Consider the following 22119-nt stretch of genomic DNA (forward strand, 5'->3'; position numbering starts at 1 on the left):
CCACCTATCAGCGTGCCACCACTTCGGTGGACACGGCAATCAGGTCGCCCAGCTCTACCAACAGCTGGTCACCGGGGGCCAGAGGGCCAACGCCGGCGGGCGTGCCGGTGAGAACAATGTCGCCAGGCATCAGCGTAAAAAAGCCGGAGATATAGGCGATCAGTTGCGCAACCGGTGTCAACATCATGGCGGTACTGCTCTGCTGGCGCAAGTCACCATTGACCGTCAATCGTATTTGCACGTCCTGCAGATCGGCGACCCGGGCGCGATCCACAAAAGCGGAGGCGGGACAGGCCCCATCAAAGGCCTTGGCCTTATCCCAGGGAAGCCCTTTCTGTTTGAGTTGTGCTTGCAGCTCGCGCAGGGTGAGATCCAGCGCCACACCAACCCCGGCAATTGCAGCGTCGGCCTCCTGTTCACTGCACTGGCTCAGTTGCTCGCCAATCAGCACCGCCATTTCTATCTCATGGTGACAGGCACCCAGGGTAGTCGGTATCGCAATCGGTTGTTCCAGAGATGCCAGCGCCGTCGACGGCTTCAGGAACAGCACCGGCTCGGCGCCGGGCTGGCTGTTCATCTCGCTGACATGGTCCCGGTAGTTAAGCCCCACGCATACCACCTTACCCGCGGGAATCTGCGCGGAAAGACCGTCGGCAAAATGAATACAGTGATCAAAGTAATGCATCGTCGAGCCCCTTTTTGTCGCTGAGTGCCAGCCAACCCCTGACGATCCGATAGATATAGCAGATGCGGACCATTTGCGTGAGATACCTCAACTGCCCGCTCGCTTGAGGCACGGCCTTTTTCACTGTTCCGTCCGAAACGGTAAGCCGCGTCGCATACCCGAGCTGTGACGGCGGCTTCTCATCCGATATCAGTGGAACCTCTGGTCAGACTGCATCAAATATCTTACCCGGATTCATGATGCCATTGGGATCGAACACCTGCTTGACCTGCCGCATCAGCTGCACTTCCGTGGCGGAGCGCGAGTATTCGAGGTAATCCTTCTTCAGTAAACCTACGCCGTGTTCGGCAGAAATACTACCGTTGAATTGCCCCACCAGTGCTGCGATCTGCTTGCTGGCCACGCTGCATTGCCCGGCGAACTGTTCCACGGGCAGGTCATCCGGTTTCAGAATGTTCAGGTGCAGGTTTCCATCGCCGATATGGCCGTACCAGACCAGCTCGAAGTCCGGGTATTCCCTGGCCGCCAGTGATTCCACCTCGGCAAGAAATTCCGGCATGCGCGAAACATTAACGCTGATATCATTTTTATAGGGCTTCCAGCGTGACAGGGTCTCCGACATATCCTCGCGCAACTTCCAGAGATTCTCCGCCTGGGAGAGGCTCTGGCTGATGACGCCATCGAGCACCCAGCCCTCCATGACACAGGTTTCAAACAGCGACATCGCTTGATCCAGCTGAGTCTCGGACAGCGCCTCGAATTCCACCAGCGCATAAAACGGTGCTTCAGATTCAAAGGGTGCGGGCACCTCGCTGTGAGCCAATACTTTTTCCATACCGTTGTGGGTAAAGAATTCGAAGGCCGTCAGCTCCATGCCATCGTTGTAGGTTTTCAGGACATCGATAATGCTGGGGAAATCCACCACCCCCAACACCAGCACACTCAACTCCTTTGGTGGCCGGGTGAGCCCAATGGTGGCCTCGGTGATGATGCCCAAAGTGCCCTCGGAACCAATAAACAGGTGCCGGAAGTCCAGGCCCGTGTTGTTTTTCACCAGGCCGTGATTCAGTTCGAGGATATCGCCATTGCCACTGACCACCTTCAGACCAAGCACCCAGTTGCGGGTCATGCCGTAGCGAATGACTTTGATACCGCCGGCATTGGTCGCAATATTGCCGCCAATCTGGCTGGAACCGGTCGAGGCGAAATCAACCGGATAGAATAATCCCTGTTGCTCGGCAAACGCCTGTAACTGCTGGGTGATCATGCCCGCCTGCACCGTGACACTGCGGTCAATGGCATTGAATGCCACCACCTCGTTCATCCGGTCCAGCACCAGGACGATCTCACCGTTCAGGGCCACAGCCCCGCCACTGAGACCCGTGCGACCGCCGGAGGGAACCACGGCGATGCGCTCGACATTGGCCAGCTGAATAATGGCCTGCACCTCCTCGGTGCTCCCCGGCAATACCACGACGCCAGGTGACGGCGACCAGAGAGTCGTGCGATCGACACCGTACTGCTGAAATGAAGCTTCATCCGTCAACACACGCTGCTGACCGACAATCTCACGTAATTTCTCAATGACCGGGGGGGCGACAGTCATCTGGGGGACCTCCACAAAAAGGGGCAGTTATCGAAGGGCGTGCATGGTATCATAGCCGCCTTTTTTTCAGGTAGCAGTACGGGCCACCCAACCGAGGAGTGTATGGTCAATTTTTCTCTCAATAAGTCCAAGATCAAATTTCTCCTGCTTGAGGGCGTGCATCCCTCTGCGGTAGAGACACTCAAAGCTTCTGGCTACAGCAACGTCGAGTATCTTAAAGCGGCGCTGTCAGAAGAACAGCTGATCGAAAAGATCCGGGACTTCCACTTCGTCGGGATTCGCTCCCGCACCCAGCTCAACCGCCAGGTATTTGAAGCCGCCAGACGGTTGATCGGCGTAGGCTGTTTCTGCATCGGCACCAACCAGGTGGATCTGCAGGCAGCCACAGAGCACGGCATAGTGGTATTTAACGCGCCCTATTCCAATACCCGCAGCGTCGCAGAACTGATTATTGCTGAAACCATCATGCTGATGCGGGGCATTCCCGAAAAGAATGCCGCTGCCCACCGCGGTGACTGGCTCAAAACAGCCACGGCCTCTCACGAAGTACGGGGCAAAACCCTCGGCATTGTTGGTTACGGCAATATCGGCAGTCAGCTCAGCGTCATGGCCGAATCCATGGGCATGCGGGTGAAGTTTTACGATGTTGTCACCAAGCTCCCCCTGGGCAATGCCGAACAGGTCGGTTCTCTCAGGGAGCTATTGGAACTGGCCGATGTGGTTTCACTCCATGTGCCCGACAACCCCGCCACGCGCAACATGATTCGTGCCGAACAGCTTGCTGCCATGAAAACCGGCGCCATCCTGATCAATGCCGCACGCGGCAAAGTAGTGGATATTGATGCTCTCTGCGACCGGCTGGAAAGCAAACAACTCGGTGGTGCAGCAATTGATGTTTTCCCGGTTGAACCGAAGTCCAACCAGGAAGAATTCGTTTCGCCACTGCGCAAGTATGACAATGTCATACTGACACCGCACATCGGCGGCTCCACCCAGGAAGCGCAGGAAAATATTGGCCTGGAAGTTGCGGAAAAGCTGGTCAGGTACAGCGATACCGGTGCCACCATCAGCGCTGTCAACTTTCCCCAGGTGTCGCTGCCTTCCCACAGTGGTGCCCACCGCCTGTTGCACGTGCACCACAATGTGCCGGGCGTTATGACGGCCATCAACCATGTGTTTTCCGACAACAATATCAATGTCAGCAGCCAATACCTGCAGACCAATGAGTCCGTGGGCTATGTGGTGCTGGATGTGGACAGGGAATACAGTGATGTGGCGCTGAAGGCGTTAAAAGCCATTGATGGCACCATTCGCTGCCGGGTATTGTTCTAGGATCTCACCAGAGACCGGTGGATACCGACCTGTCGGGTCTACCGGTTCTTCTCACTACTCTGCCGCCTACCCCTCACCGAGCGACTTGAATACCCGGTCGCGCATGTAATCGACCTCATTGACCAGATGGTGCCGGGCACCGGGGATCAATACCAGTTCAAAGTTGGGGAATTTTTTGCGGATCGACGCCACGTTATAGCGCCAGTCCACCGTTCCGTCACAGTCGCCCTGGACCACCTTTATCGGGTAATCACTGGGCGGCAGCGCGGCAAATTCCTCAGTCCAGCGCTTCATTGATGCCACCCATTCAATGGGAATGTAGTTGTACTGCAGCGGATCATTGTTGATCAGAAACTCGTTAAATGCCTCGTTGGTCGTATTGGGACGGAATGTCCGGGATACTTTTTTCAGTACCCGGTGAAACAGCTTGTAGGTACGCAGACTTTTCATCCACTCCCTGGGCCGGATGAGTGGCGCCAGCACAGTGACCGCAGTGAGATCATTCGGGTAGTGGTAGGGTTTGGCCGCCATGACATACTTCATCAGAATAGCGCCTCCCGTGCTTTGACCAATCCCTTTCCAGGGTCTGGGAAAACTGCTCACGCATTTTTGCAACAGGTCGGAAAACACATCCACGTAGCGATCAAAACTGTCGATACTGACTCGCTCGCCACTGGACAGGCCATGCCCCGGCAGATCAAATGCCACCACTGCATAACCCCGCTGCAGCAGGTAGTGAATCAAATGGCCATAAAGCCCGACATGATCAAAGTAACCGTGCACCAACAGGTAGGTGCCACGCGGACTCTCCGGTAACCAGTAATGGGTGGCCAGCTGGAAATCGCCGGAGGCGAAGGTCCCCATGCAATGCCTGACCGCCGTCAAGGAGTCTGGCAGTATCAGCCCGTAGTGACGCAGGTAAGCCATTTCGTCCGGCGTCTTGTCCCGCCGATCCTGCTCAGAGTCGAATGACAGCGGCAACAAGCCGCTGCCCACGCGTTCCAGCAGAGCATTGGGTAAGGACTCTCGAGTGTCAGTCACGCAGGGCAACTGAGTGTCACCCATCTTTTTTAATCACCAGACTGACCAGCCTGCTCACCAGGGGCGCCACCACCAGCACCGCCGGGAACGCAACCACAAAGGCAAAACCCCAAGCGTGAAGCCAAATCTGCAGTATATTGTCCACCAGACCGACATTAAAAATACTGATCACTAGCGACATCAGACAGGACATCAGCCCTGCCATGAAAAAGGCAAACACCAGGTGCTGATACTTTCTAGGAATCATTGGCACCACCTCTTCTACTCACCTGTGGTGGACGGCTATCGATTGCCATGGTGAGCAATCGACCAAAAGCTGAATAGCACGGTGACATCATTGTACCGTCGCCTAATTGACCTGGGGATCCAGTTCGCCACACTGGTAGCGCTCGGACATTTTATCCAGACTGTACGGCCTGATTTTGCCAGCATTACCCGCCGTACCGAAGGACTCATAGCGGGCCACACAAATCTCTCTCATGGCATCCGTGCTCGCCTTCAGGTATTTGCGCGGATCAAACTCGGATTTATGACTGGCGAGAAAGCGGCGCACCGCACCCGTAGAGGCCAGTCGCAAGTCAGTATCTATATTGATTTTGCGCACCCCGTACTTGATACCCTCAACAATTTCCTCCACTGGCACACCGTAGGTTTCCGCAATATCGCCGCCAAACTCGTTAATGATCGCCAGCCAGTCCTGCGGCACAGAGGAGGAACCGTGCATCACCAGGTGGGTGTTGGGGATGCGGGCGTGAATCGCCTTGATTCGCTCGATAGCGAGGATATCGCCCGTGGGCGGACGGGAAAACTTGTATGCCCCATGGGACGTACCAATAGCAATTGCCAGCGCATCGACTGCGGTTCGCGACACGAAATCCGCGGCTTCCTCCGGGTCCGTCAACATCTGCTCATGGGACAACATGCCCTCGGCACCGACACCATCTTCCTCGCCGGCCTGGCCAGTTTCGAGCGACCCCAGACACCCCAGCTCACCCTCGACGGAAACTCCGCCAGCATGCGCCATGTCCACTACACGCCGCGTGACGTCAACATTGTAATCATAGGAGGCCGGTGTCTTGCCGTCTTCTTGAAGAGAGCCATCCATCATCACCGAGCTGAAACCCAGCTGGATAGACCGCTGGCAGATTGCCGGGCTGGTGCCATGATCCTGATGCATGCAGACCGGTATATGAGGAAACTCCTCAATCGCCGCCAGAATCAGGTGGCGCAAAAAAGGCGCTCCAGCGTATTTGCGCGCACCGGCAGAAGCCTGCACGATCACCGGGGAGTCCGTCTGATCGGCCGCCTCCATAATGGCGCGCATCTGTTCCAGGTTGTTGACATTGAATGCCGGCACACCATAGCTGTGCTCAGCAGCATGGTCCAGCAACTGTCGCAGTGAAATAAGTGCCATGTAATTATCCTTCCATCATATTTGGTTGCTTCCCGCCGGGGAGGCGCTTTTCAGCGCTCACCGGGTGCCGTGAAAAATTGGCCTGGCGTCAAGAGATCGCACGCGACTCGAGTACCGCTACTGCGGGCAGGGTTTTACCTTCAACGTATTCCAGAAAGGCCCCCCCGCCCGTTGAAATGTAGGAAACTCTGTCGGCAATGCCATATTTGTCAACCGCTGCCAGCGTATCGCCTCCGCCCGCTATCGAAAACCCGTCATTGCCGGCAATGGCATTGGCGATGGCCTCGGTGCCGGCACCAAACTGGTCAAACTCAAAGACACCCACCGGGCCGTTCCAGATAATTGTACCTGCGCTTTTGAGTATTTCGGTCAACACCTCGATGGTATCCGGACCAATATCAAGGATCATATCGTCGTCCGCCACATCCGCCACTGCCTTGAGCGTCGCCTCGGCCGAGGCGGAAAATTCACTGGCGACGACCACATCGCTGGGCAGTGGAATGTTTGTTTTTGCCATCAACTGTTTGGCCTCAGGCAGGAGGTCGTGCTCACAAAGAGACTTGCCGACGGGTAATCCCGACGCGGCCAGAAAGGTATTGGCAATACCACCCCCGACGATCAGCTGGTCCACCTTTTCAGACAGTGTTTCAAGTACAGTCAGCTTCGTGGAAACCTTGGCACCTCCCACAATAGCCACCAGCGGACGGGCGGGATTGGCCAGTGCCTTTTCCAGTGCCTCCAGTTCTCCCGCCAGCAATGGACCGGCACAGGCCAGTGGAGCGAACATTGCAACACCGTGGGTGGAAGCCTGGGCGCGGTGAGCCGTGCCGAAGGCATCCATGACAAAAATATCACAAAGAGATGCATAGGCTTTCGCCAGCATCTCATCATCCTTTTTCTCGCCGGCGTTAAAGCGCACATTCTCCAGCAATATCAATTGCCCCTCTGCCATCTCAACACCCTTTTGCCAATCGCGAACAAGCGGGATCTCTCGCCCCAGCAAAACGCCCAACCGATCGGCCACCGGTTGCAGTGAAAACTCGGCATCAAACTGCCCTTCGACCGGACGCCCCAGATGGGACATCAGGATGACCGTGGCACCGGCCTGGAGCGCCAATTCAATAGTGGGTAGTGTTGCCCGCAACCTGGCATCGGATGTGACAACGCCATCGCGGATAGGGACATTGAGATCTTCACGAATCAGCACCCGTTTGCCTGCCAGGTTCAGATCCGTCATCTTGAGTACATTCAATGGCATGGTGATTACCCTGTCTCTGTTTGCAGTATTTCAGGTTATTTGGGTCCGGAAATGGACAGCCAGTGGTTCACCAGCTCTACCATCCGGTTGGCGTAGCCCCACTCGTTATCAAACCAGAGCAGCACTTTTACCAGACGCCGCTGACTGACCCTGGTCTGTCCCGCGTCCACGATACCGCTGCGCGGATCATGATTGAAATCACAGGAGGCCAGCGGCTCTTCGGTATAACCGAGAATACCGGCCAGTTCAGTGTCAGCGACATCCGCGAGCACCCGGTTTATGGTGGCGACATCGACGTCGGTGTTGAGCAATATGGAAAGATCAATTGCAGACACATTCAACGTGGGAACACGCATCGCCTGGGCTTCAAAACGGCCCTTGAGTTCCGGCAACAGGCGGTCGATGCCTCGCGCCAACTGGGTGTCCACCGGAATAATGGATTGCATCGCGGCACGGGTCTTACGCAAGTCCGTATGATGGTAGGCATCGATAACGGGCTGGTCATTCATGGCCGAGTGAATCGTGGTGATCACCCCGCCCTCTACCCCAAATGCCTGATGCAGGGTTTTAATCACCGGGATCACGCAATTGGTGGAACAGGAGGCATTGGATATTACCGTCTCTTCACCGGTCAGGATCCCTTCGTTGACACCCAGCACGATGGTGGCATCAACGGTTGCTTCAGCCGGCTGGGAAAACAACACTTTCTTTGCCCCCGAACGCAGATGCCCCTCGGCAGTCTGACGATCAGTGAACGTGCCGCTGCATTCCAGCACCACATCCACTCCCAGTTCACCCCAGGGAAGGCTGGCGATATCCTCACGGTGATAGACCGAAATGGCATCGCCATTGACGGTCAGGGTGTCGCCCTGAATCTCTACCGTACCGGGAAACCGGCCATGGGTGGAGTCGTATTTGGTCAGGTGGGCGATGGTCTTGCAGTCAGCTGGCTCGTTGATGGCTATGACCTGGATGCGTTCGCGAGATCCGGACTCATAGAGTGCCCGCAGGACCGAACGGCCTATTCGGCCATAGCCATTAATTGCCACACGAATCATCGAGCTGAACTCTCCTTCACCGGGGGTGCAACATCCCGCTTACAACACGGCTTTGACAGCTTCAACCACGTTCTCCACGGTGAAACCAAACTGTTTCATCAACTGATCGCCGGGAGCAGACTCCCCAAAGGTAGACATGCCAACCACCCTGCCATCGAGACCAACATACTTATACCAGTAATCCCGGTGCCCCGCTTCCACGGCTACCCGCACTCTGACTTGAGGCGGCAGCACACTGTCCCGGTAAGCAGAGTCCTGGGCATCAAATAACTCGGCACAGGGCATGGAGACAACCCTGACCGCCACCCCGTTACTTCTCAACTCTCCGGCAGCATCCATGGCCAGTGACACCTCTGAACCCGTCGCAATCAATATTGCCTTGGGCTTGCCATCGCAATCTTTCAGCACATAACCACCGCGCTGTATATTGTTCAGTTGAGCTTCGGATCGCGACATCGGAACCAGACCCTGTCGGGAAAAGACCAAAGCACTTGGCCCGTTCTTGCGAACAATTGCCTGTTTCCAGCTCACCGCTGCCTCCACGGTATCGCAGGGGCGCCAGGTGTGTAGATTGGGCGTTGCCCGAAGAGCTGTGAGCTGCTCCACCGGCTGATGGGTGGGGCCATCTTCGCCCAGCCCGATGGAATCGTGGGTATAAACAAAAATGCTTCGCTGTTTCATCAAGGCAGCCATACGCACCGCATTCCGGGCGTATTCCATGAACATCAGGAACGTGGCGCCATACACGACAAAGCCACCGTGCAGCACAAGGCCATTCATGATGGCGCTCATACCAAATTCGCGAACACCGTAATACAGGTAGTTACCTGACGCATCGTCAGCGGTGATGCCCTGGCAACCGGACCACAATGTGAGGTTGGATCCTGCCAGGTCTGCAGAACCGCCCAGCAGTTCAGGCAACAGCGGCCCAAACGCATTGAGACAGTTTTGCGAGGCTTTGCGGGAGGCCACTTTCTCCATGGCTTGCTGACACTGGTGAATATAGGCATCGGCCTGATCAATAAATGTCGCCGGCAACTCTCCTTTGACGCGTCTGATCAATTCAGCGGCCAAATCCGGGTGTGCAACACGGTAGCGCTCGAGCTTCTCCTGCCAGTCAGACTGGGCCTTACTGCCCTTTTCACAGGCATTCCAGCCACGATAAATCTCGTCTGGCACATCAAAGGGGCCATGATTCCATTGCAGTTGTTTGCGGGCCAATGAAATTTCGTCAGCACCCAGAGGGGCCCCGTGACAATCTTCCTTACCCTGCTTGTTCGGCGACCCAAAACCGATGATCGTTTTACAGCAAATCAGGGTAGGCTTTTCTTCATCCATCCTGGCGATTTCGATGGCGGCCTTGATGGCGGCCGCATCATGACCATCCACATCAGGGATCACCTGCCAACCATAGGCCTCAAAACGGGCCGGCGTGTTATCGGTAAACCAGCCATCCACCTCACCATCAATGGAAATGCCATTGTCATCGTAGAAGGCAATCAGCTTACCCAGCTTGTGAGTCCCCGCCAGAGAACTGACCTCATGGGATATACCCTCCATCAGGCAGCCATCACCGAGAAAACAGTAGGTGTAGTGGTCGACGATATCGTGACCCGGACGGTTAAACTGGGCTGCCAGAATTTTCTCCGCAAAAGCCATACCCACGGCATTGCTAAGCCCCTGCCCCAACGGCCCCGTGGTGGTTTCGACACCCGGCGCATAGCCATATTCCGGATGACCCGGCGTTTTTGAATGCAGCTGGCGAAAATTTTTCAATTCATCCAGTGGCAGGTCGTAGCCGGTCAGATGCAACAGAGAGTACAGCAACATGGAGCCGTGGCCATTGGACAAGACAAAGCGGTCGCGGTTAGCCCAGGAGGGATCGGCCGGGTTGTGTACCAGGTAGTCGTTCCACAACACTTCGGCGATATCTGCCATCCCCATGGGAGCACCGGGGTGACCGCTATTGGCTTGTTGAACTGCGTCCATACTCAGGGCGCGGATGGCATTGGCTAGATCACGTCTGGAAGGCATTTGAAACTGGCTCCTGGAGGGCAAATCGGGGGAAATCGAAAGGGGCGCTATTTTCTCGCACTCGCGCTGCACAGTAAACAACCAATAGCATGCTATATCTATATCTAATTTTTTTGATATAGATATTCGGCTATGTTAAAGTCGCCCCCATGATGACCAGCCTTCAATCCGCCACCCGGGAATCTACCGGGTCAGATACCGACTCACTGGCCGCTCTCTGCAAGGCGGCCGGTGATCCCCTGCGGGTGGATATTCTCAGGGTATTGCGTCACAACGCCTACGGCGTGCTGGAATTAAGTGAAATTCTGGATATTGGTCAGTCCGGGATGAGCCATCATTTGAAGAGACTCACCAAAGCGGGCTTGACGGCTACCCGCAGGGAAGGCAATAGCATTTTTTACCGGCGTTCGCCGATACCGGACGAATCACGACTTCAGTCATTACACCGCGCCCTGTTTGCCGCCATTGACCAGACTGAACCCAGCCTAAAATTGCAACAACGCATACAGCGCGTCAATGACGAGCGGACCCGGGCATCAAGTGCTTTTTTTGAACAGAATGCAGACCGGTTTCACGTCAATCAGGATCTGATTGCCAGTTTCGATCAATACGGTGAGCCGGTCACGGATTTCCTGGACGCGACACCGGGAATTCGTGGCACGGTACTTGAGATTGGCCCCGGGGAGGGCAGCTTTTTACCTGCGCTCTCCCTGCGCTTTGATCAGGTTATTGCATTGGATTTATCGGCAGAAATGCTCCACCGCTCGCGCGAGTTAGCCGAAACACGCAATCTGGCAAATATACAATTTATCCACGGCGACACCGGGCTTGCTGTCGAGCATTCTCTCTACCCGGATTACATCACCCTTAACATGGTACTTCACCACACCCCGGATCCAGCGCTGATTTTTAAACATCTCGCCAAGCTCCTGGTACCGGGTGGAGCTTTGATCGTGACGGAGCTTTGTCATCACGATCAAAGCTGGGCCCGCGAAAGTTGCGGCGATCTATGGCTTGGCTTTGAGCCGGAGGATCTCAGCAGCTGGGCATCCGCTGCGGCCCTGACCGAAGGAGAAAGCCTGTTTCTGGCACAGCGCAATGGCTTTCAGGTTCAACTGAGACAATTTTTTAAACCCAATCCCAATCGGAAGTAGCTGAGGTTAATCAGCACAGGAACCACTACCTATGTCGAATTACAACTTGTTCACCTCGGAATCCGTTTCCGAGGGCCACCCCGATAAAATGGCCGACCAGATCTCCGACGCCATTCTGGATGCCATTCTGGCCGATGATCCCAATTCCAGAGTGGCTGTGGAAACCATGGTGAAAACCGGGATGGCAATTATCGCCGGGGAGGTCCGCACCAATACCTATGTCGATCTGGAAGAGATTGTCCGCAGCGTCATTCTGGATATTGGTTACAACAGCTCGGATGTGGGCTTTGATGGCGCATCCTGTGCCGTATTAAATGCCATCGGCAAGCAATCCCGCGATATCGCCATTGGCGTTGACGAGGCCGAGGAGAAAGAACTGGGCGCGGGTGATCAGGGACTGATGTTTGGTTATGCCAGCAACGAGACAGATGTCCTGATGCCCGCTCCGATCTATTTCGCCCATCGACTGGTAGAGCGCCAGGCACAGTTGCGCAAAGATGGTGTACTTCCCTGGCTGAGGCCCGATGCCAAGAGTCAGGTGACCCTGCGTTACGCTGATGGCAAACCCGTGGCCGTGGACGCGGTTGTATTATCGACACAGCACGCACCCACTATTTCTCAGGCCAATTTGCAGGAGGCCGTCCGCGAGGAAATCATCCAGCATGTGCTGCCTGAAGAGTGGCTCCACAAAGGCACCCAGTATCATATCAACCCCACCGGTCAATTCATTATCGGCGGCCCCATGGGTGACTGCGGGCTCACCGGTCGGAAGATTATCGTGGATACCTATGGCGGCATGGCCCACCACGGTGGCGGCGCCTTCTCCGGCAAAGATCCTTCCAAGGTTGATCGCTCGGCCGCTTACGCCGGGCGTTATGTGGCAAAAAACATTGTCGCTGCCGGGCTGGCCGATCGCTGCGAAATTCAGATCTCCTACGCCATTGGCGTGACTGAACCCACGTCGATCAGCGTCAACAGTTTTGGCACGGGCAAATTGACGGATGACGAAATCGCACTACTGATCCGCGAAAACTTCGATCTGCGACCCCAGGGCCTGATAGAAATGCTCGACCTCAAACGCCCAATTTATCGGCCAACAGCCGCCTACGGCCACTTCGGTCGCGAGCTTGATAATTTTACCTGGGAAAGAACCGATCGGGCTGAAAGCCTGAAACGCGCTCTGTAATTCTCATTTAACAAACAGGAATTCACTATGACAAACATGGCCATCAAGAACGATTACAAGGTTGCGGACATTTCCCTCGCCGAGTGGGGTAACCGCGAAATTTCCATTGCTGAAACCGAGATGCCGGCACTGATGGCACTGCGAGAAAAGTATCGTGCAGAACAGCCCCTCGCTGGCGCAAAAATTCTCGGTTGCATCCATATGACGATTCAGACAGCCGTACTGATCCAGACACTGGAAGCACTGGGAGCCCAGGTGCGCTGGACATCCTGCAATATCTTTTCCACCCAGGATCACGCTGCAGCAGCTGTTGCAGCAAACGGTACACCGGTTTTTGCCTGGAAAGGTGAAACAGAAGAAGAGTACGAATGGTGCCTGGAACAGCAAATCCTCAAGGAGGGTTCCCCCTGGGAAGCGAATATGATTCTGGATGATGGCGGTGATCTCACCGCCATGCTTCATGAAAAGTTTCCCCAGGTGCTCAAGGGTGTGCACGGCGTTACCGAAGAAACCACAACCGGCGTGCATCGTCTCTACGAGATGTTGAAAAAGGGTGAACTGAAAATACCCGCCATCAATGTCAATGACTCCGTGACCAAGTCGAAAAATGACAATAAATACGGGTGTCGCCATAGCCTCAACGATGCGCTGAAACGTGCCACCGACCATTTGCTGTCTGGCAAGAAAGCGCTGGTGATCGGGTACGGTGATGTGGGCAAGGGTTCCGCCCAGTCGCTCCGCCAGGAAGGCATGATCGTCAAGGTTACCGAAATAGACCCGATCTGCGCCATGCAGGCCTGTATGGACGGTTTCGAGGTCGTCTCTCCCTACCTTGAAGGAAATCCCGAGAATGGCGTTAATTCAGCGCTGTTGGCGACAACAGATCTGCTGGTCACCTGTACCGGGAACTACAATGTCTGCGATGCCGATATTCTTCACGCACTGAAGTCCGGCTGCGTGGTTTGTAACATCGGTCATTTTGACAATGAAATCGATACCAGCTACATGCGCAAAAACTGGGCGTGGGAAGAAATCAAACCCCAAGTACACAAGGTTTATCGAGACCGTGGCACCAATGACCATGTGCTGCTGCTCTCTGAGGGGCGACTGGTCAACCTGGGTAATGCCACCGGTCATCCAAGTCGTATCATGGATGGTTCTTTTGCCAATCAGGTTCTGGCCCAAATTCACTTATACCAGCAAAAATTTGCCGACTGCGACCAGCCTACAAGACAGGCGTTGTTGCGCGTCGAGGTATTACCCAAGAAACTGGACGAGGAAGTGGCCACCCATATGGTTTCTGGCTTTGGCGGCGTACTGACAAAACTGAAGCCCACACAAGCCGCCTATATCAATGTGCCCATGGACGGTCCATTCAAGGAAGACAGTTACCGTTATTGATTACTACACCACCACACTTATCATCGCCTCAGGGATTATTGATCAGCCATGAATGATCGACATTTAAGTTTTGAATTTTTTCCACCGAAAACCCCCGAAGGGCGCGAAAAGCTGCGCCTGGTTCACAGCCAGCTGGCCCGATTCAATCCGGAGTTCTTCTCTGTGACCTATGGTGCGGGAGGTTCCACTCGCGACTACACCCGGGATATCGTCCTTGAAATAGCCCAGGCCGGTTCAAATGCCACGCCACACTTATCCTTTGGCGGAGACAGCAAGCAGTCGGTTTTATCCCTGCTGGAAACTTACCGCGAAGCAGGCATACACCGTATCGTAGCCCTGCGTGGTGATTTGCCCTCGGGCATGGGCGGCGCAGCACAACTCATCTATGCCAATGAACTGGTTCAGTTTATTCGTGAACATTTTGGCGATACATTCGAATTGCTTGTGGCGGCCTATCCGGAGATTCATCCCGAGGCCGAAAACTACCAGAAAGACATTTATTGGCTCGGTCAAAAATTTTCGGCAGGGGCGAGCCGCGGTATTACGCAATATTTTTATAACATTGATGCTTATTTTTATTTCCGCGATCAGTGTCTGGCAGCGGGGATTCAGAACCCGATAATCCCCGGTATTATGCCTATCACCAACTATCAGAACCTGATCCGTTTTTCAGATAATTGTGGTGCTGATGTGCCCCGCTGGATTAGACAGCAACTGAAATCCTATGGCACTGACACCACCAGTATTCGCGCTTTTGGGCTTGATGTTGTCACCCGGCTTTGCGAAAAACTCTTGGCGGGCGGTGCACCCGGTTTACATTTTTATACCATGAACCAGGCTGATACCTGCACAGCCTTATGCCGTAATTTGGGATTTCCCATAACAGATGCGTGATATCAGGGTATTCACCAATCAATCTCTGGCAGTAGATACTGAAATAGTGCTTGAGGAAAACAGTGCCCATCATTTAACGGTCGTGCTGCGACTCAAAACGGGCGCAGGGATTGTTCTCTTTAATGGAACCGGAGGGGAATATAACGCCACACTAGGTCAAGCTACCGGTAAACATGCCCGCGCTTTCATCACCGGTTTTACAGACACCAATAGACAATCACCCCTGTATATTTCCCTCGGCATAGGCTTGTCTCGCGGCGACCGCATGGACTGGGTTATTCAAAAAGCAACGGAAGTTGGTGTTGCTGAAATTACTCCGCTTTTTACTGAGCGCACGGAGGTGCGTCTGAGGGGTGATCGCGCTGACAAAAAAATCCGCCACTGGCAAAGGATAGCCATTAATGCCTGTGAGCAATGCTGCAGAAACATCCCCCCCATCATTAATGCCCCGACATCCCCCGGTCTCTGGGCTCAGCCTTTATCTACAGACAAAAAGCTTGTGTTGCATCACCGCAGTGAACAAACCGTTACTGACCTCCGCAGCCAGCAGATTAATAGCACCGCGTTACTGATAGGACCGGAGGGCGGACTCACAGACGCTGAAATTGCATCATCGCTGCAGAGTGGTTTTGAAGCGCTAGCAATAGGTCCTCGCGTCTTGCGGACCGAAACAGCGCCCATCGTCGCAATAACTTTGCTGCAATCCCTTTGGGGAGATTTCCTCTAGAAGCCCACCTGCACCAGCTATGGGATCGCACAGGTATTTACCCGCCTTTCAGATCAGCGAGAAAACGCTGACCAGAAATTCTGATCAGCGTTAGCGACATCGTATTCCAAAGAAACTATAACAAGACAATAAAACGTGAGGCTAATCCCTCGACAGTCCTCAATTGAGTTTTGCCTTTTTCTCTCTGTACAGTGCATCGAAATTGACGGGGGCCAACATTAATGGCGGGAAACCACCTTTCAATAACATGTGATCCACTGTCTCGCGCAGGTAAGGGAACATAATGGCCGGACATGCCGAACCCAATGCCTCTTCAAGGCGTTCATCTGGAAAATTGCTAATTAGAAACAATGCTGCCTGATCGATCACCAAACGAAACGCAACTTGGCCTGCATTGTTTGCCGTAATAGAAATCGACAGAATGACTTCATACCGGTCATCTTCTAATTTTTGGTCTTTTATATCGAGATCCAAAGTCACCTCTGGCTTCCAATCCTCTTTAAACACTGAAGAGGGATTGGGTGCTTCATAATCATTTCTTTTCAGATAAATCTTCTGCATTGAAAAATGTGGAGTCGTTTGCGCTTTCTCATTCTGAGACATAATTTTTCCTCTGTATGTCGTACAGGATACCAGATCACAAAACACACATGCGCAGCCTGTTTATTGCGTCTTCGATATCTTTATGAATGGTCTAACCGGCCCAATACTATTCGGATCGAGTTTCAGGTGGTATGAAAGGAAGTGTGTAAATACATTTGCCCGCCAACCAAGAATCTAACAGTCAGGGCATTTAACATAGAAATTTAGTACTAAAGTTTTTGCATCAGGCATAAAAAAAGGTCCCGGCCAAAGGCCGGGACCCAGCACCATTAGATTTTAGCCGGTGCAGGCATTTCCAACCATTCGAAGAAAGTCTTCAGATCTGGTTCGATGTCATGCATAACAGGATACCAGGGAGTGGGTGCTTCCACGTCGTGCATAATGCCACACGACGGGCAGTAGTACTCACGATATACCTGCCAGCTAGTGTCCGGAGCCATCAGCTCTGGATAAACTTCCTTCATCTTCTCGACGCTGTCGCGCACATAAATCAACGCACCAAGCTTCCAGTTTTTGCTGTAGTGACCGAATTCGTGGCCACAGTCGCACTTGATGATGATTTCCTGGTCTTTGGCTGACTCAACAATATTCAGGTGAGGACCAACAGCCAGAAGGATTTTGTCGTCATAGGAGACATTTTCCTGTAGCACTTCCATGTACAGTTTATAACGATCTTTGTCTTTCGGCATGGACAGCATCAGGTGAACTGTTTCCCAGTCCAAAGTGCCTTTGACCAGGTCACTAACCTGCTTCTTAGTGTAATTAGACATAACTAAACTCTCTTATATTCTGTCAATTCGTCAAGTGATGGAGCGGACCACCGGAGTGGCCGCCCCGTTCATAGGCAGATTAATACCTTATTCTTCTGTCATGATCACTGGGTGGACGTCAGGCAGTTCACCAATTTCCATGGTGTGTCTTGCACCGTACATCGGGGTACCCAGCTCTTCTTCAGGCAGTTCCCAATCTGCAGGAAGATCCCAGAACTCCTTGAACTCGCCAAGGAATTTGGGCGACAGATAGAAGCTTGACGCAAACATCTGCTGAACTTGCAAAGACGCATCTTTATCAATGATCTTGGCGCGCTCTGTTTCCATCCACTCGCGTACTGGGGCACCGCGAGCAATACGCTCTTTGCGGATTTCAGCTTGGCGAGCTTTGGTTTTTGCTGCGTCGAGTGAGTAAACACCTTCGTCATCTTTGGTGAATACTGCACCGTAGATTTTCACAGCAAACTCTTCCAGCAGGAAGTTTTGGTTAAGGTCTTCTTCGATGTCTTTGATTTCGCGATCCAGGGGATCACCAAAACCAGGACCACCGCGCAGATAGTTCAAGTACAGGTCACCATTGTCGTACATGTCTTCAGTGGTGATGCACTGCTTGTCACGCTTAACAGTAGCATTTGGTCCGAGGTGTTTTTCATACTCGCAAAGTGAAGGATCGCGATCCTGTCCAAGCGGCAGAGATTTACCTTCGGCGATACGCTCTTTCAAACCGGTGTTGTGAGCTTCAAAACGGTAGCCGGTAGCTGAAGGATAACCACCCATCAGGCCCCAGTCACTGTTCATGTAGCCATTACCCATGAAGAACATGGTCCAGTCGGCAGAGTTCCATACCATACGCAGGGTTTCATAACCCAAACCACCACGGTACTTACCGTAACCACCGGTGTTGGTTTTGATACGACGACCCAGGTACAGCAATGGTTCAGCCAGTTCCCAGATCTCGATATCACCCATGTCACCTTCGGGGTTCCAGATCGCAGCAGCGTGGTTCAGACCGTCTTTAACAGCACAGGCACCAGTACCACAAGCAGCAGTTTCAAAGCTGTTAACAGCGTGAACTTCGCCGTCCTGGTTTACACCACCGCCTTGCAGCCAGTTACAAGGGTTGGAGTTACCGGCGTTAACTTCTTCCAGGTAACCGCGACCGAAGTAAGTACGGCTGATACCGCGCCACAAGGAGCTCCAGGAAGATACCAGGAAGTGCCATGCGTCAGCGTGAGCTGTACGGCGGTCATCCGGATTGGTCCAGGTGCCTTTGGGCAGACGGAAGGTAGTCGCGTAGCGAGCACCGTCATTGATGCGTTCTGTAGGTACCAGAGACTGGGTCATCATTACCCAGATACCGGAGGTGAACGCAGTGGGGTTGGCGTTATAGGTGTGCCAGCCCCAGCGACTGCAGCCTTCAAAGTCAAGACGCCAGGTGCCATCGCCATTGACAGTGATTTCACAAGGGGCGTGCATGATGGAGTCCATTCTTGCGAAAGTGGACGGTACATGGACATCCGGGTGGTTGTAGGGCACGTCGACAAAAGCAACGGTTCTCACCTTACCAGGTATACACATTGCCTTGATGCGGCTAACCAGACCACGGCGTCCGTCTTCAACCACTTCGTACATGAACTTATCAACAGCTTCTGCGCCTTCTTCTTCGATAACTTCGAGAAGCATCTTGCGGATCATGTGACAACCGGCAATACGGGTTTTCTCATCGAGAATCCAGTATTTGGTCGTGCGAACAGCACGTTGGCTTTCGTGCAGCCAGTCGCGCAGCGGGGTGTCGTTGACACCTGTTTTACGACAGGTGATCTGCAGACCGTCACCAAAACGCTGGATTTGGCCATTGGACATGGAGCCCGGACCCACAGCACCTGTATCGATTACGTGAGTTACGCCACCGACCCAAGCTACCAACAACCCATCATAGAAAATAGGTACGATGGTTGCGATATCACAGGGGTGAACGTTACCAGTTTGGCAATCGTTGTTGGTGAACATGTCGCCATCGGCAATACCGGGGTTGGTTTCCCAGTTGTTCTGGATCATGTATTTGATCGCAGCACCCATGGTACCTACGTGGATGATAATACCAGTAGAGGTGGCAACACAGTCACCGGCCACGTTGTACAGGGTGAAACAAAGTTCACCTTCCTGCTCAACGATAGGCGAAGCAGCAATTTTCTTGGCCACTTCACGTGAGTTAACCAAACCCGCACGAATTTTGGAGAAGATACGCTCGTAACCGATTGGATCTTTTTCCTTGAACTCAAGCTTTTCGAGAGCGTTATAGAAACCAGTTTTGGTTGTACGCTCCAGAACAGCATTACGGTGGTCGTCTAGGGTCAGGCCGTTTTTCAGCAACAGGCCCGGGGTGTTACCCAACGCATTTTTCATAATAGTCATAATTATTCCTCTGTATCTTTTTCGTCTATGTAATCGACGTTAGCAGTTATCTTTAGTAGATGTTTGCTATTTATTCAACTTCGATCAGGTGGAACAGACGGTGTCCATCCAACCAGGTTTCAAAGCCAGTCGGGACTACATATGTGGTCGCATCAGACTCAATTACTGCGGGGCCAGTCACTCTGTTGCCTGGCAGCAGATTTTCCATTTTGTAGAGCTTCGCATCGACCCACTTACGGCCGTAGTAGAACGGACGCGTTCCAGTTATTGCTTCAGCTGGAGGATTCGGGCCGGCATCTGGCTCAGAAGGAATGCTTGGCTTCTTGGTTTCAACAGACCCACGCATGATAGCAGCCGTTACACCAAAACCGAGTTCAGGAGAACGAGCGGCATCGGCATAAACGCGAGCATAGGTTTCATCAAACGTTGCAACCAGTTTATCCCAGTCTTCCGGGGTGCCGATTTGAGTCAGCGGAGAGTTCATTTCCAGGTCGTTCAACTGACCCAGGTACTGCATGCGATAACCGGGCGTGAGAGTAACGTCGTCTTCGGTAAACCCGTTGATTTTGAACTCTTCCATCACCTTGTCGGCCAACTCTTTCCAGGCAGCGCCCAGAGTGTCGACGGCTTCCTGCTTGTCAGCGGTCGTAGAGTCTTTGGTGATACCGATATCTGTACTCTTATCGTAACGGTATTCAAAGTCTGCAGTCGCACAACCAAATGCAGAGAAACCAGCAGCCCAAGCGGGAACGATAGTTTCTTTAAAGCCGAGGCCCATGGTGTAGCCGTAGGCGTGAACCGGGCCACCACCACCGTATGAGAAGCATACGAAATCACTGGGGCTATAACCTTTGGCACTGATCATGGCGCGCAAATGCTGACGCAAGGAAAGGTCAAGCAGCTCAATAACACCCGCTGCAGCATCTTCCAGGGACATACCAAGCGGATCAGCGATCTGGTCTTTCACGCACTGACGCGCACGTGGAACATCCAGCTCCAGAATACCGCCGAGGAAGTTGTCGGGGTTCAGATAACCGAGAATGATGTGACAGTCAGTTACAGACACTGTGTCAACACCACCAGCAGGCCAGCAAGTACCCACGCGATAACCGGCACTATCAGGGCCGAGTTTCAGAGAGTTGCTGTAGGGATCGATACGCACAAAGCTACCGGCACCTGCACCAATAGTATCCATAGATACCAGCGGCAGGGACAGTACCAGACGGGCCATATCGCCATCCTGGTGCATGGACACCTTACCTTTAACAATCAGTGCCATATCAAAACTGGTGCCACCGATGTCAGAACAGGCAACGTTTTCGTAACCGAGCTGCTCAGCCAGGTAACGAGAACCCATAACACCACCGATAGGACCGGATACGAGTGTACGAGCCAGTTCTTTCGCTTTCCAGCTGATGGTGCCGCCGTGGCTAGCCATTACACGTACATCGTACTTGGCGCCGATGTCTTTCATGCGATCGCTGAGGTTAGCCAGAATGGCGCGAGAAGGCTCAGCAGCGTAGGCTTCCAACAACGTGGTGTTGGTACGGTGAGTTTCTTTACGAACCGGGTAGTAATCGACGGAAGCAAATACTGGGATTTTAACGCCCATCTCTTTGGCAACTTCAAGACATACATCGCGAACAGCGCGCTCATGAGTACCATTGAGGTAAGAGCTCAGGAAGCTGATCACAATCGCCTTACAGCCTTGTTCGATCAGCTCACGGGCAGCTTCACGGGCTTCATGCAAACGGACTGGGATTACCACGCCGCCTTTGGAGTCAACACGCTCGGTAACACCGCGAGTGTCATGGATATGGGCCAGAGGCTCATCATAACGGTGAGTGTTGAGGTGAAGACGGTCTTCAAACGCATAACCCAGGTAACACTGGATAGCACGCCCCATGCGGTGGAAGTCTTCAAAGCCTTTACTTACGATCAGACCAGTACGCAGACCCTTGCGGCCGACAACGCGGTTAAGCATCGCAGTACCAGAGAATACGCAGGTGACCATTTGCGGAAAAACCTCTTCAGGGGTTTTGTCCCAGTGAGCCAGTGCGTCAGCACTGGACGTCAGCACTGCATTGGCTTCATCGACGTCACTTTGTGCTTTACCGACGACGAAGGTGCCATCTGCACGCACAAAGAAAGTATCGGTCATCGTGCCACCGGCATCGATACCCAGAACTTCAACGGGATTGGTTAAATCATTCAAGTGTATATCCTCTTATGTTGATTACTTCTACCCCTGCCCACCTTTTTGATCTGCTTCTTATAGTTAACACTACAAATCATTCGGGGACTGAGGTGCCCTCGCATACGACTATAGCAATAGTCGTGCCAATAAAAATTTATTGTTAAATTTTATTATGTTATAAGAAATATCAAATTAATGTTTAGCAACAACTGGTTATAATCGTTCGAATATCAGTCGCCGGCCGGACATTAATCGAACTAGATTAAAACACGGCTTAACAGTTCATGTCTACGATATTGCTGACTATAGTGGGCCACCCGGCCAACAGAAACCAGGGCTTTAGC

The 22119-nt window shown here is 53.2% G+C and carries 18 protein-coding genes; 6 read left to right on the forward strand and 12 right to left on the reverse strand.

Annotation, left to right across the window (positions count from 1 at the left end; genetic code table 11):
- Nucleotides 1–7: 7 nt before the first annotated feature.
- Together QZ516_RS00240 and QZ516_RS00245 are read right to left on the reverse strand one after the other, a co-directional pair.
- Nucleotides 8–685 (reverse strand): fumarylacetoacetate hydrolase family protein, encoded by a 678-nt coding sequence (locus QZ516_RS00240; RefSeq protein WP_297184665.1) that lies wholly within the window; start codon nucleotides 683–685, stop codon nucleotides 8–10.
- A 205-nt stretch (nucleotides 686–890) separates the two neighbouring features.
- On the reverse strand, nucleotides 891–2306 hold the full coding sequence (locus QZ516_RS00245; RefSeq protein ID WP_365332417.1) for an FAD-binding oxidoreductase: 1416 nt from the start codon (nucleotides 2304–2306) through the stop codon (nucleotides 891–893).
- Nucleotides 2307–2393: 87 nt separating this feature from the next.
- Here QZ516_RS00245 and serA point away from each other — a divergent pair, with 87 nt between their 5' ends.
- Entirely contained in the window at nucleotides 2394–3623 is a 1230-nt protein-coding gene (serA, locus tag QZ516_RS00250; RefSeq protein WP_297184669.1) for a phosphoglycerate dehydrogenase, read from the forward strand.
- 66 nt (nucleotides 3624–3689) lie between these two features.
- On the opposite strand, the gene QZ516_RS00255 is transcribed toward serA, so the two are convergent.
- From QZ516_RS00255 to tkt, 6 genes are all read right to left on the reverse strand, one after another.
- Nucleotides 3690–4664 (reverse strand): alpha/beta hydrolase, encoded by a 975-nt coding sequence (locus QZ516_RS00255; RefSeq protein ID WP_297184671.1) that lies wholly within the window; start codon nucleotides 4662–4664, stop codon nucleotides 3690–3692.
- A gap of 16 nt (nucleotides 4665–4680) precedes the next feature.
- On the reverse strand, nucleotides 4681–4911 hold the full coding sequence (locus tag QZ516_RS00260; RefSeq protein ID WP_297184673.1) for a DUF2798 domain-containing protein: 231 nt from the start codon (nucleotides 4909–4911) through the stop codon (nucleotides 4681–4683).
- Nucleotides 4912–5013: 102 nt separating this feature from the next.
- Nucleotides 5014–6078 (reverse strand): class II fructose-bisphosphate aldolase, encoded by a 1065-nt coding sequence (fba, locus tag QZ516_RS00265; RefSeq protein WP_297184675.1) that lies wholly within the window; start codon nucleotides 6076–6078, stop codon nucleotides 5014–5016.
- 88 nt (nucleotides 6079–6166) lie between these two features.
- The gene (locus tag QZ516_RS00270; RefSeq protein WP_297184677.1) at nucleotides 6167–7336 is read right to left on the reverse strand and encodes a phosphoglycerate kinase; all 1170 of its coding nucleotides are present in this window, start codon (nucleotides 7334–7336) and stop codon (nucleotides 6167–6169) included.
- 35 nt (nucleotides 7337–7371) lie between these two features.
- The gene (locus tag QZ516_RS00275; protein WP_297184679.1) at nucleotides 7372–8394 is read right to left on the reverse strand and encodes a glyceraldehyde 3-phosphate dehydrogenase NAD-binding domain-containing protein; all 1023 of its coding nucleotides are present in this window, start codon (nucleotides 8392–8394) and stop codon (nucleotides 7372–7374) included.
- A gap of 39 nt (nucleotides 8395–8433) precedes the next feature.
- The gene (gene tkt, locus QZ516_RS00280; RefSeq protein WP_297184681.1) at nucleotides 8434–10428 is read right to left on the reverse strand and encodes a transketolase; all 1995 of its coding nucleotides are present in this window, start codon (nucleotides 10426–10428) and stop codon (nucleotides 8434–8436) included.
- 149 nt (nucleotides 10429–10577) lie between these two features.
- Between tkt and QZ516_RS00285 the strand changes: the two genes are divergently transcribed.
- The 5 genes from QZ516_RS00285 to QZ516_RS00305 are packed head-to-tail and all read left to right on the forward strand — an operon-like array spanning nucleotide 10578 to nucleotide 15790.
- Complete coding sequence (locus tag QZ516_RS00285) at nucleotides 10578–11582, forward strand: metalloregulator ArsR/SmtB family transcription factor (protein ID WP_297184683.1); 1005 nt, start codon at nucleotides 10578–10580, stop codon at nucleotides 11580–11582.
- Between the two features lie 31 nt (nucleotides 11583–11613).
- Nucleotides 11614–12768, forward strand: a complete 1155-nt coding sequence (gene metK, locus QZ516_RS00290) for a methionine adenosyltransferase (RefSeq protein WP_297184685.1) — start codon at nucleotides 11614–11616, stop codon at nucleotides 12766–12768.
- A 27-nt stretch (nucleotides 12769–12795) separates the two neighbouring features.
- Nucleotides 12796–14169, forward strand: coding sequence for an adenosylhomocysteinase (ahcY, locus tag QZ516_RS00295; protein WP_297184687.1), 1374 nt, complete (start codon nucleotides 12796–12798; stop codon nucleotides 14167–14169).
- A gap of 48 nt (nucleotides 14170–14217) precedes the next feature.
- Nucleotides 14218–15063 (forward strand): methylenetetrahydrofolate reductase [NAD(P)H], encoded by an 846-nt coding sequence (metF, locus tag QZ516_RS00300; RefSeq protein ID WP_297184689.1) that lies wholly within the window; start codon nucleotides 14218–14220, stop codon nucleotides 15061–15063.
- Entirely contained in the window at nucleotides 15056–15790 is a 735-nt protein-coding gene (locus QZ516_RS00305; protein ID WP_297184691.1) for a 16S rRNA (uracil(1498)-N(3))-methyltransferase, read from the forward strand. The genes metF and QZ516_RS00305 overlap by 8 nt, the downstream gene beginning before the upstream one ends.
- Nucleotides 15791–15949: 159 nt before the next feature.
- On the opposite strand, the gene secB is transcribed toward QZ516_RS00305, so the two are convergent.
- The 4 genes from secB to QZ516_RS00325 form a co-directional block, all read right to left on the reverse strand.
- On the reverse strand, nucleotides 15950–16393 hold the full coding sequence (gene secB, locus QZ516_RS00310; protein WP_297184693.1) for a protein-export chaperone SecB: 444 nt from the start codon (nucleotides 16391–16393) through the stop codon (nucleotides 15950–15952).
- A gap of 269 nt (nucleotides 16394–16662) precedes the next feature.
- On the reverse strand, nucleotides 16663–17163 hold the full coding sequence (locus tag QZ516_RS00315) for an acetone carboxylase subunit gamma (RefSeq protein WP_297184695.1): 501 nt from the start codon (nucleotides 17161–17163) through the stop codon (nucleotides 16663–16665).
- Between the two features lie 87 nt (nucleotides 17164–17250).
- A complete protein-coding gene (locus tag QZ516_RS00320) occupies nucleotides 17251–19578 on the reverse strand; it encodes a hydantoinase B/oxoprolinase family protein (RefSeq protein ID WP_297184697.1) in 2328 nt (775 codons plus the stop codon).
- 70 nt (nucleotides 19579–19648) lie between these two features.
- Nucleotides 19649–21793 carry a hydantoinase/oxoprolinase family protein gene (locus QZ516_RS00325; protein WP_297184699.1) on the reverse strand — a complete coding sequence of 715 codons (2145 nt, stop codon included), beginning with the start codon at nucleotides 21791–21793 and terminating at the stop codon, nucleotides 19649–19651.
- Nucleotides 21794–22119: the final 326 nt, after the last annotated feature.

This window comes from uncultured Porticoccus sp. (genome assembly GCF_913061305.1).
Taxonomy (GTDB): Bacteria; Pseudomonadota; Gammaproteobacteria; order Pseudomonadales; family Porticoccaceae; genus Porticoccus.

Coding starts and splice junctions, on each gene's coding strand:
- QZ516_RS00240 (WP_297184665.1), bottom strand. CDS start 685: ATGCATTACTTTGATCACTGTATTCATTTTGCCGACGGTCTTTCCGCG.
- serA (WP_297184669.1), top strand. CDS start 2,394: ATGGTCAATTTTTCTCTCAATAAGTCCAAGATCAAATTTCTCCTGCTT.
- QZ516_RS00260 (WP_297184673.1), bottom strand. CDS start 4,911: ATGATTCCTAGAAAGTATCAGCACCTGGTGTTTGCCTTTTTCATGGCA.
- fba (WP_297184675.1), bottom strand. CDS start 6,078: ATGGCACTTATTTCACTGCGACAGTTGCTGGACCATGCTGCTGAGCAC.
- QZ516_RS00270 (WP_297184677.1), bottom strand. CDS start 7,336: ATGCCATTGAATGTACTCAAGATGACGGATCTGAACCTGGCAGGCAAA.
- QZ516_RS00275 (WP_297184679.1), bottom strand. CDS start 8,394: ATGATTCGTGTGGCAATTAATGGCTATGGCCGAATAGGCCGTTCGGTC.
- tkt (WP_297184681.1), bottom strand. CDS start 10,428: ATGCCTTCCAGACGTGATCTAGCCAATGCCATCCGCGCCCTGAGTATG.
- QZ516_RS00285 (WP_297184683.1), top strand. CDS start 10,578: ATGATGACCAGCCTTCAATCCGCCACCCGGGAATCTACCGGGTCAGAT.
- metK (WP_297184685.1), top strand. CDS start 11,614: ATGTCGAATTACAACTTGTTCACCTCGGAATCCGTTTCCGAGGGCCAC.
- ahcY (WP_297184687.1), top strand. CDS start 12,796: ATGACAAACATGGCCATCAAGAACGATTACAAGGTTGCGGACATTTCC.
- metF (WP_297184689.1), top strand. CDS start 14,218: ATGAATGATCGACATTTAAGTTTTGAATTTTTTCCACCGAAAACCCCC.
- QZ516_RS00305 (WP_297184691.1), top strand. CDS start 15,056: ATGCGTGATATCAGGGTATTCACCAATCAATCTCTGGCAGTAGATACT.
- secB (WP_297184693.1), bottom strand. CDS start 16,393: ATGTCTCAGAATGAGAAAGCGCAAACGACTCCACATTTTTCAATGCAG.
- QZ516_RS00315 (WP_297184695.1), bottom strand. CDS start 17,163: ATGTCTAATTACACTAAGAAGCAGGTTAGTGACCTGGTCAAAGGCACT.
- QZ516_RS00320 (WP_297184697.1), bottom strand. CDS start 19,578: ATGACTATTATGAAAAATGCGTTGGGTAACACCCCGGGCCTGTTGCTG.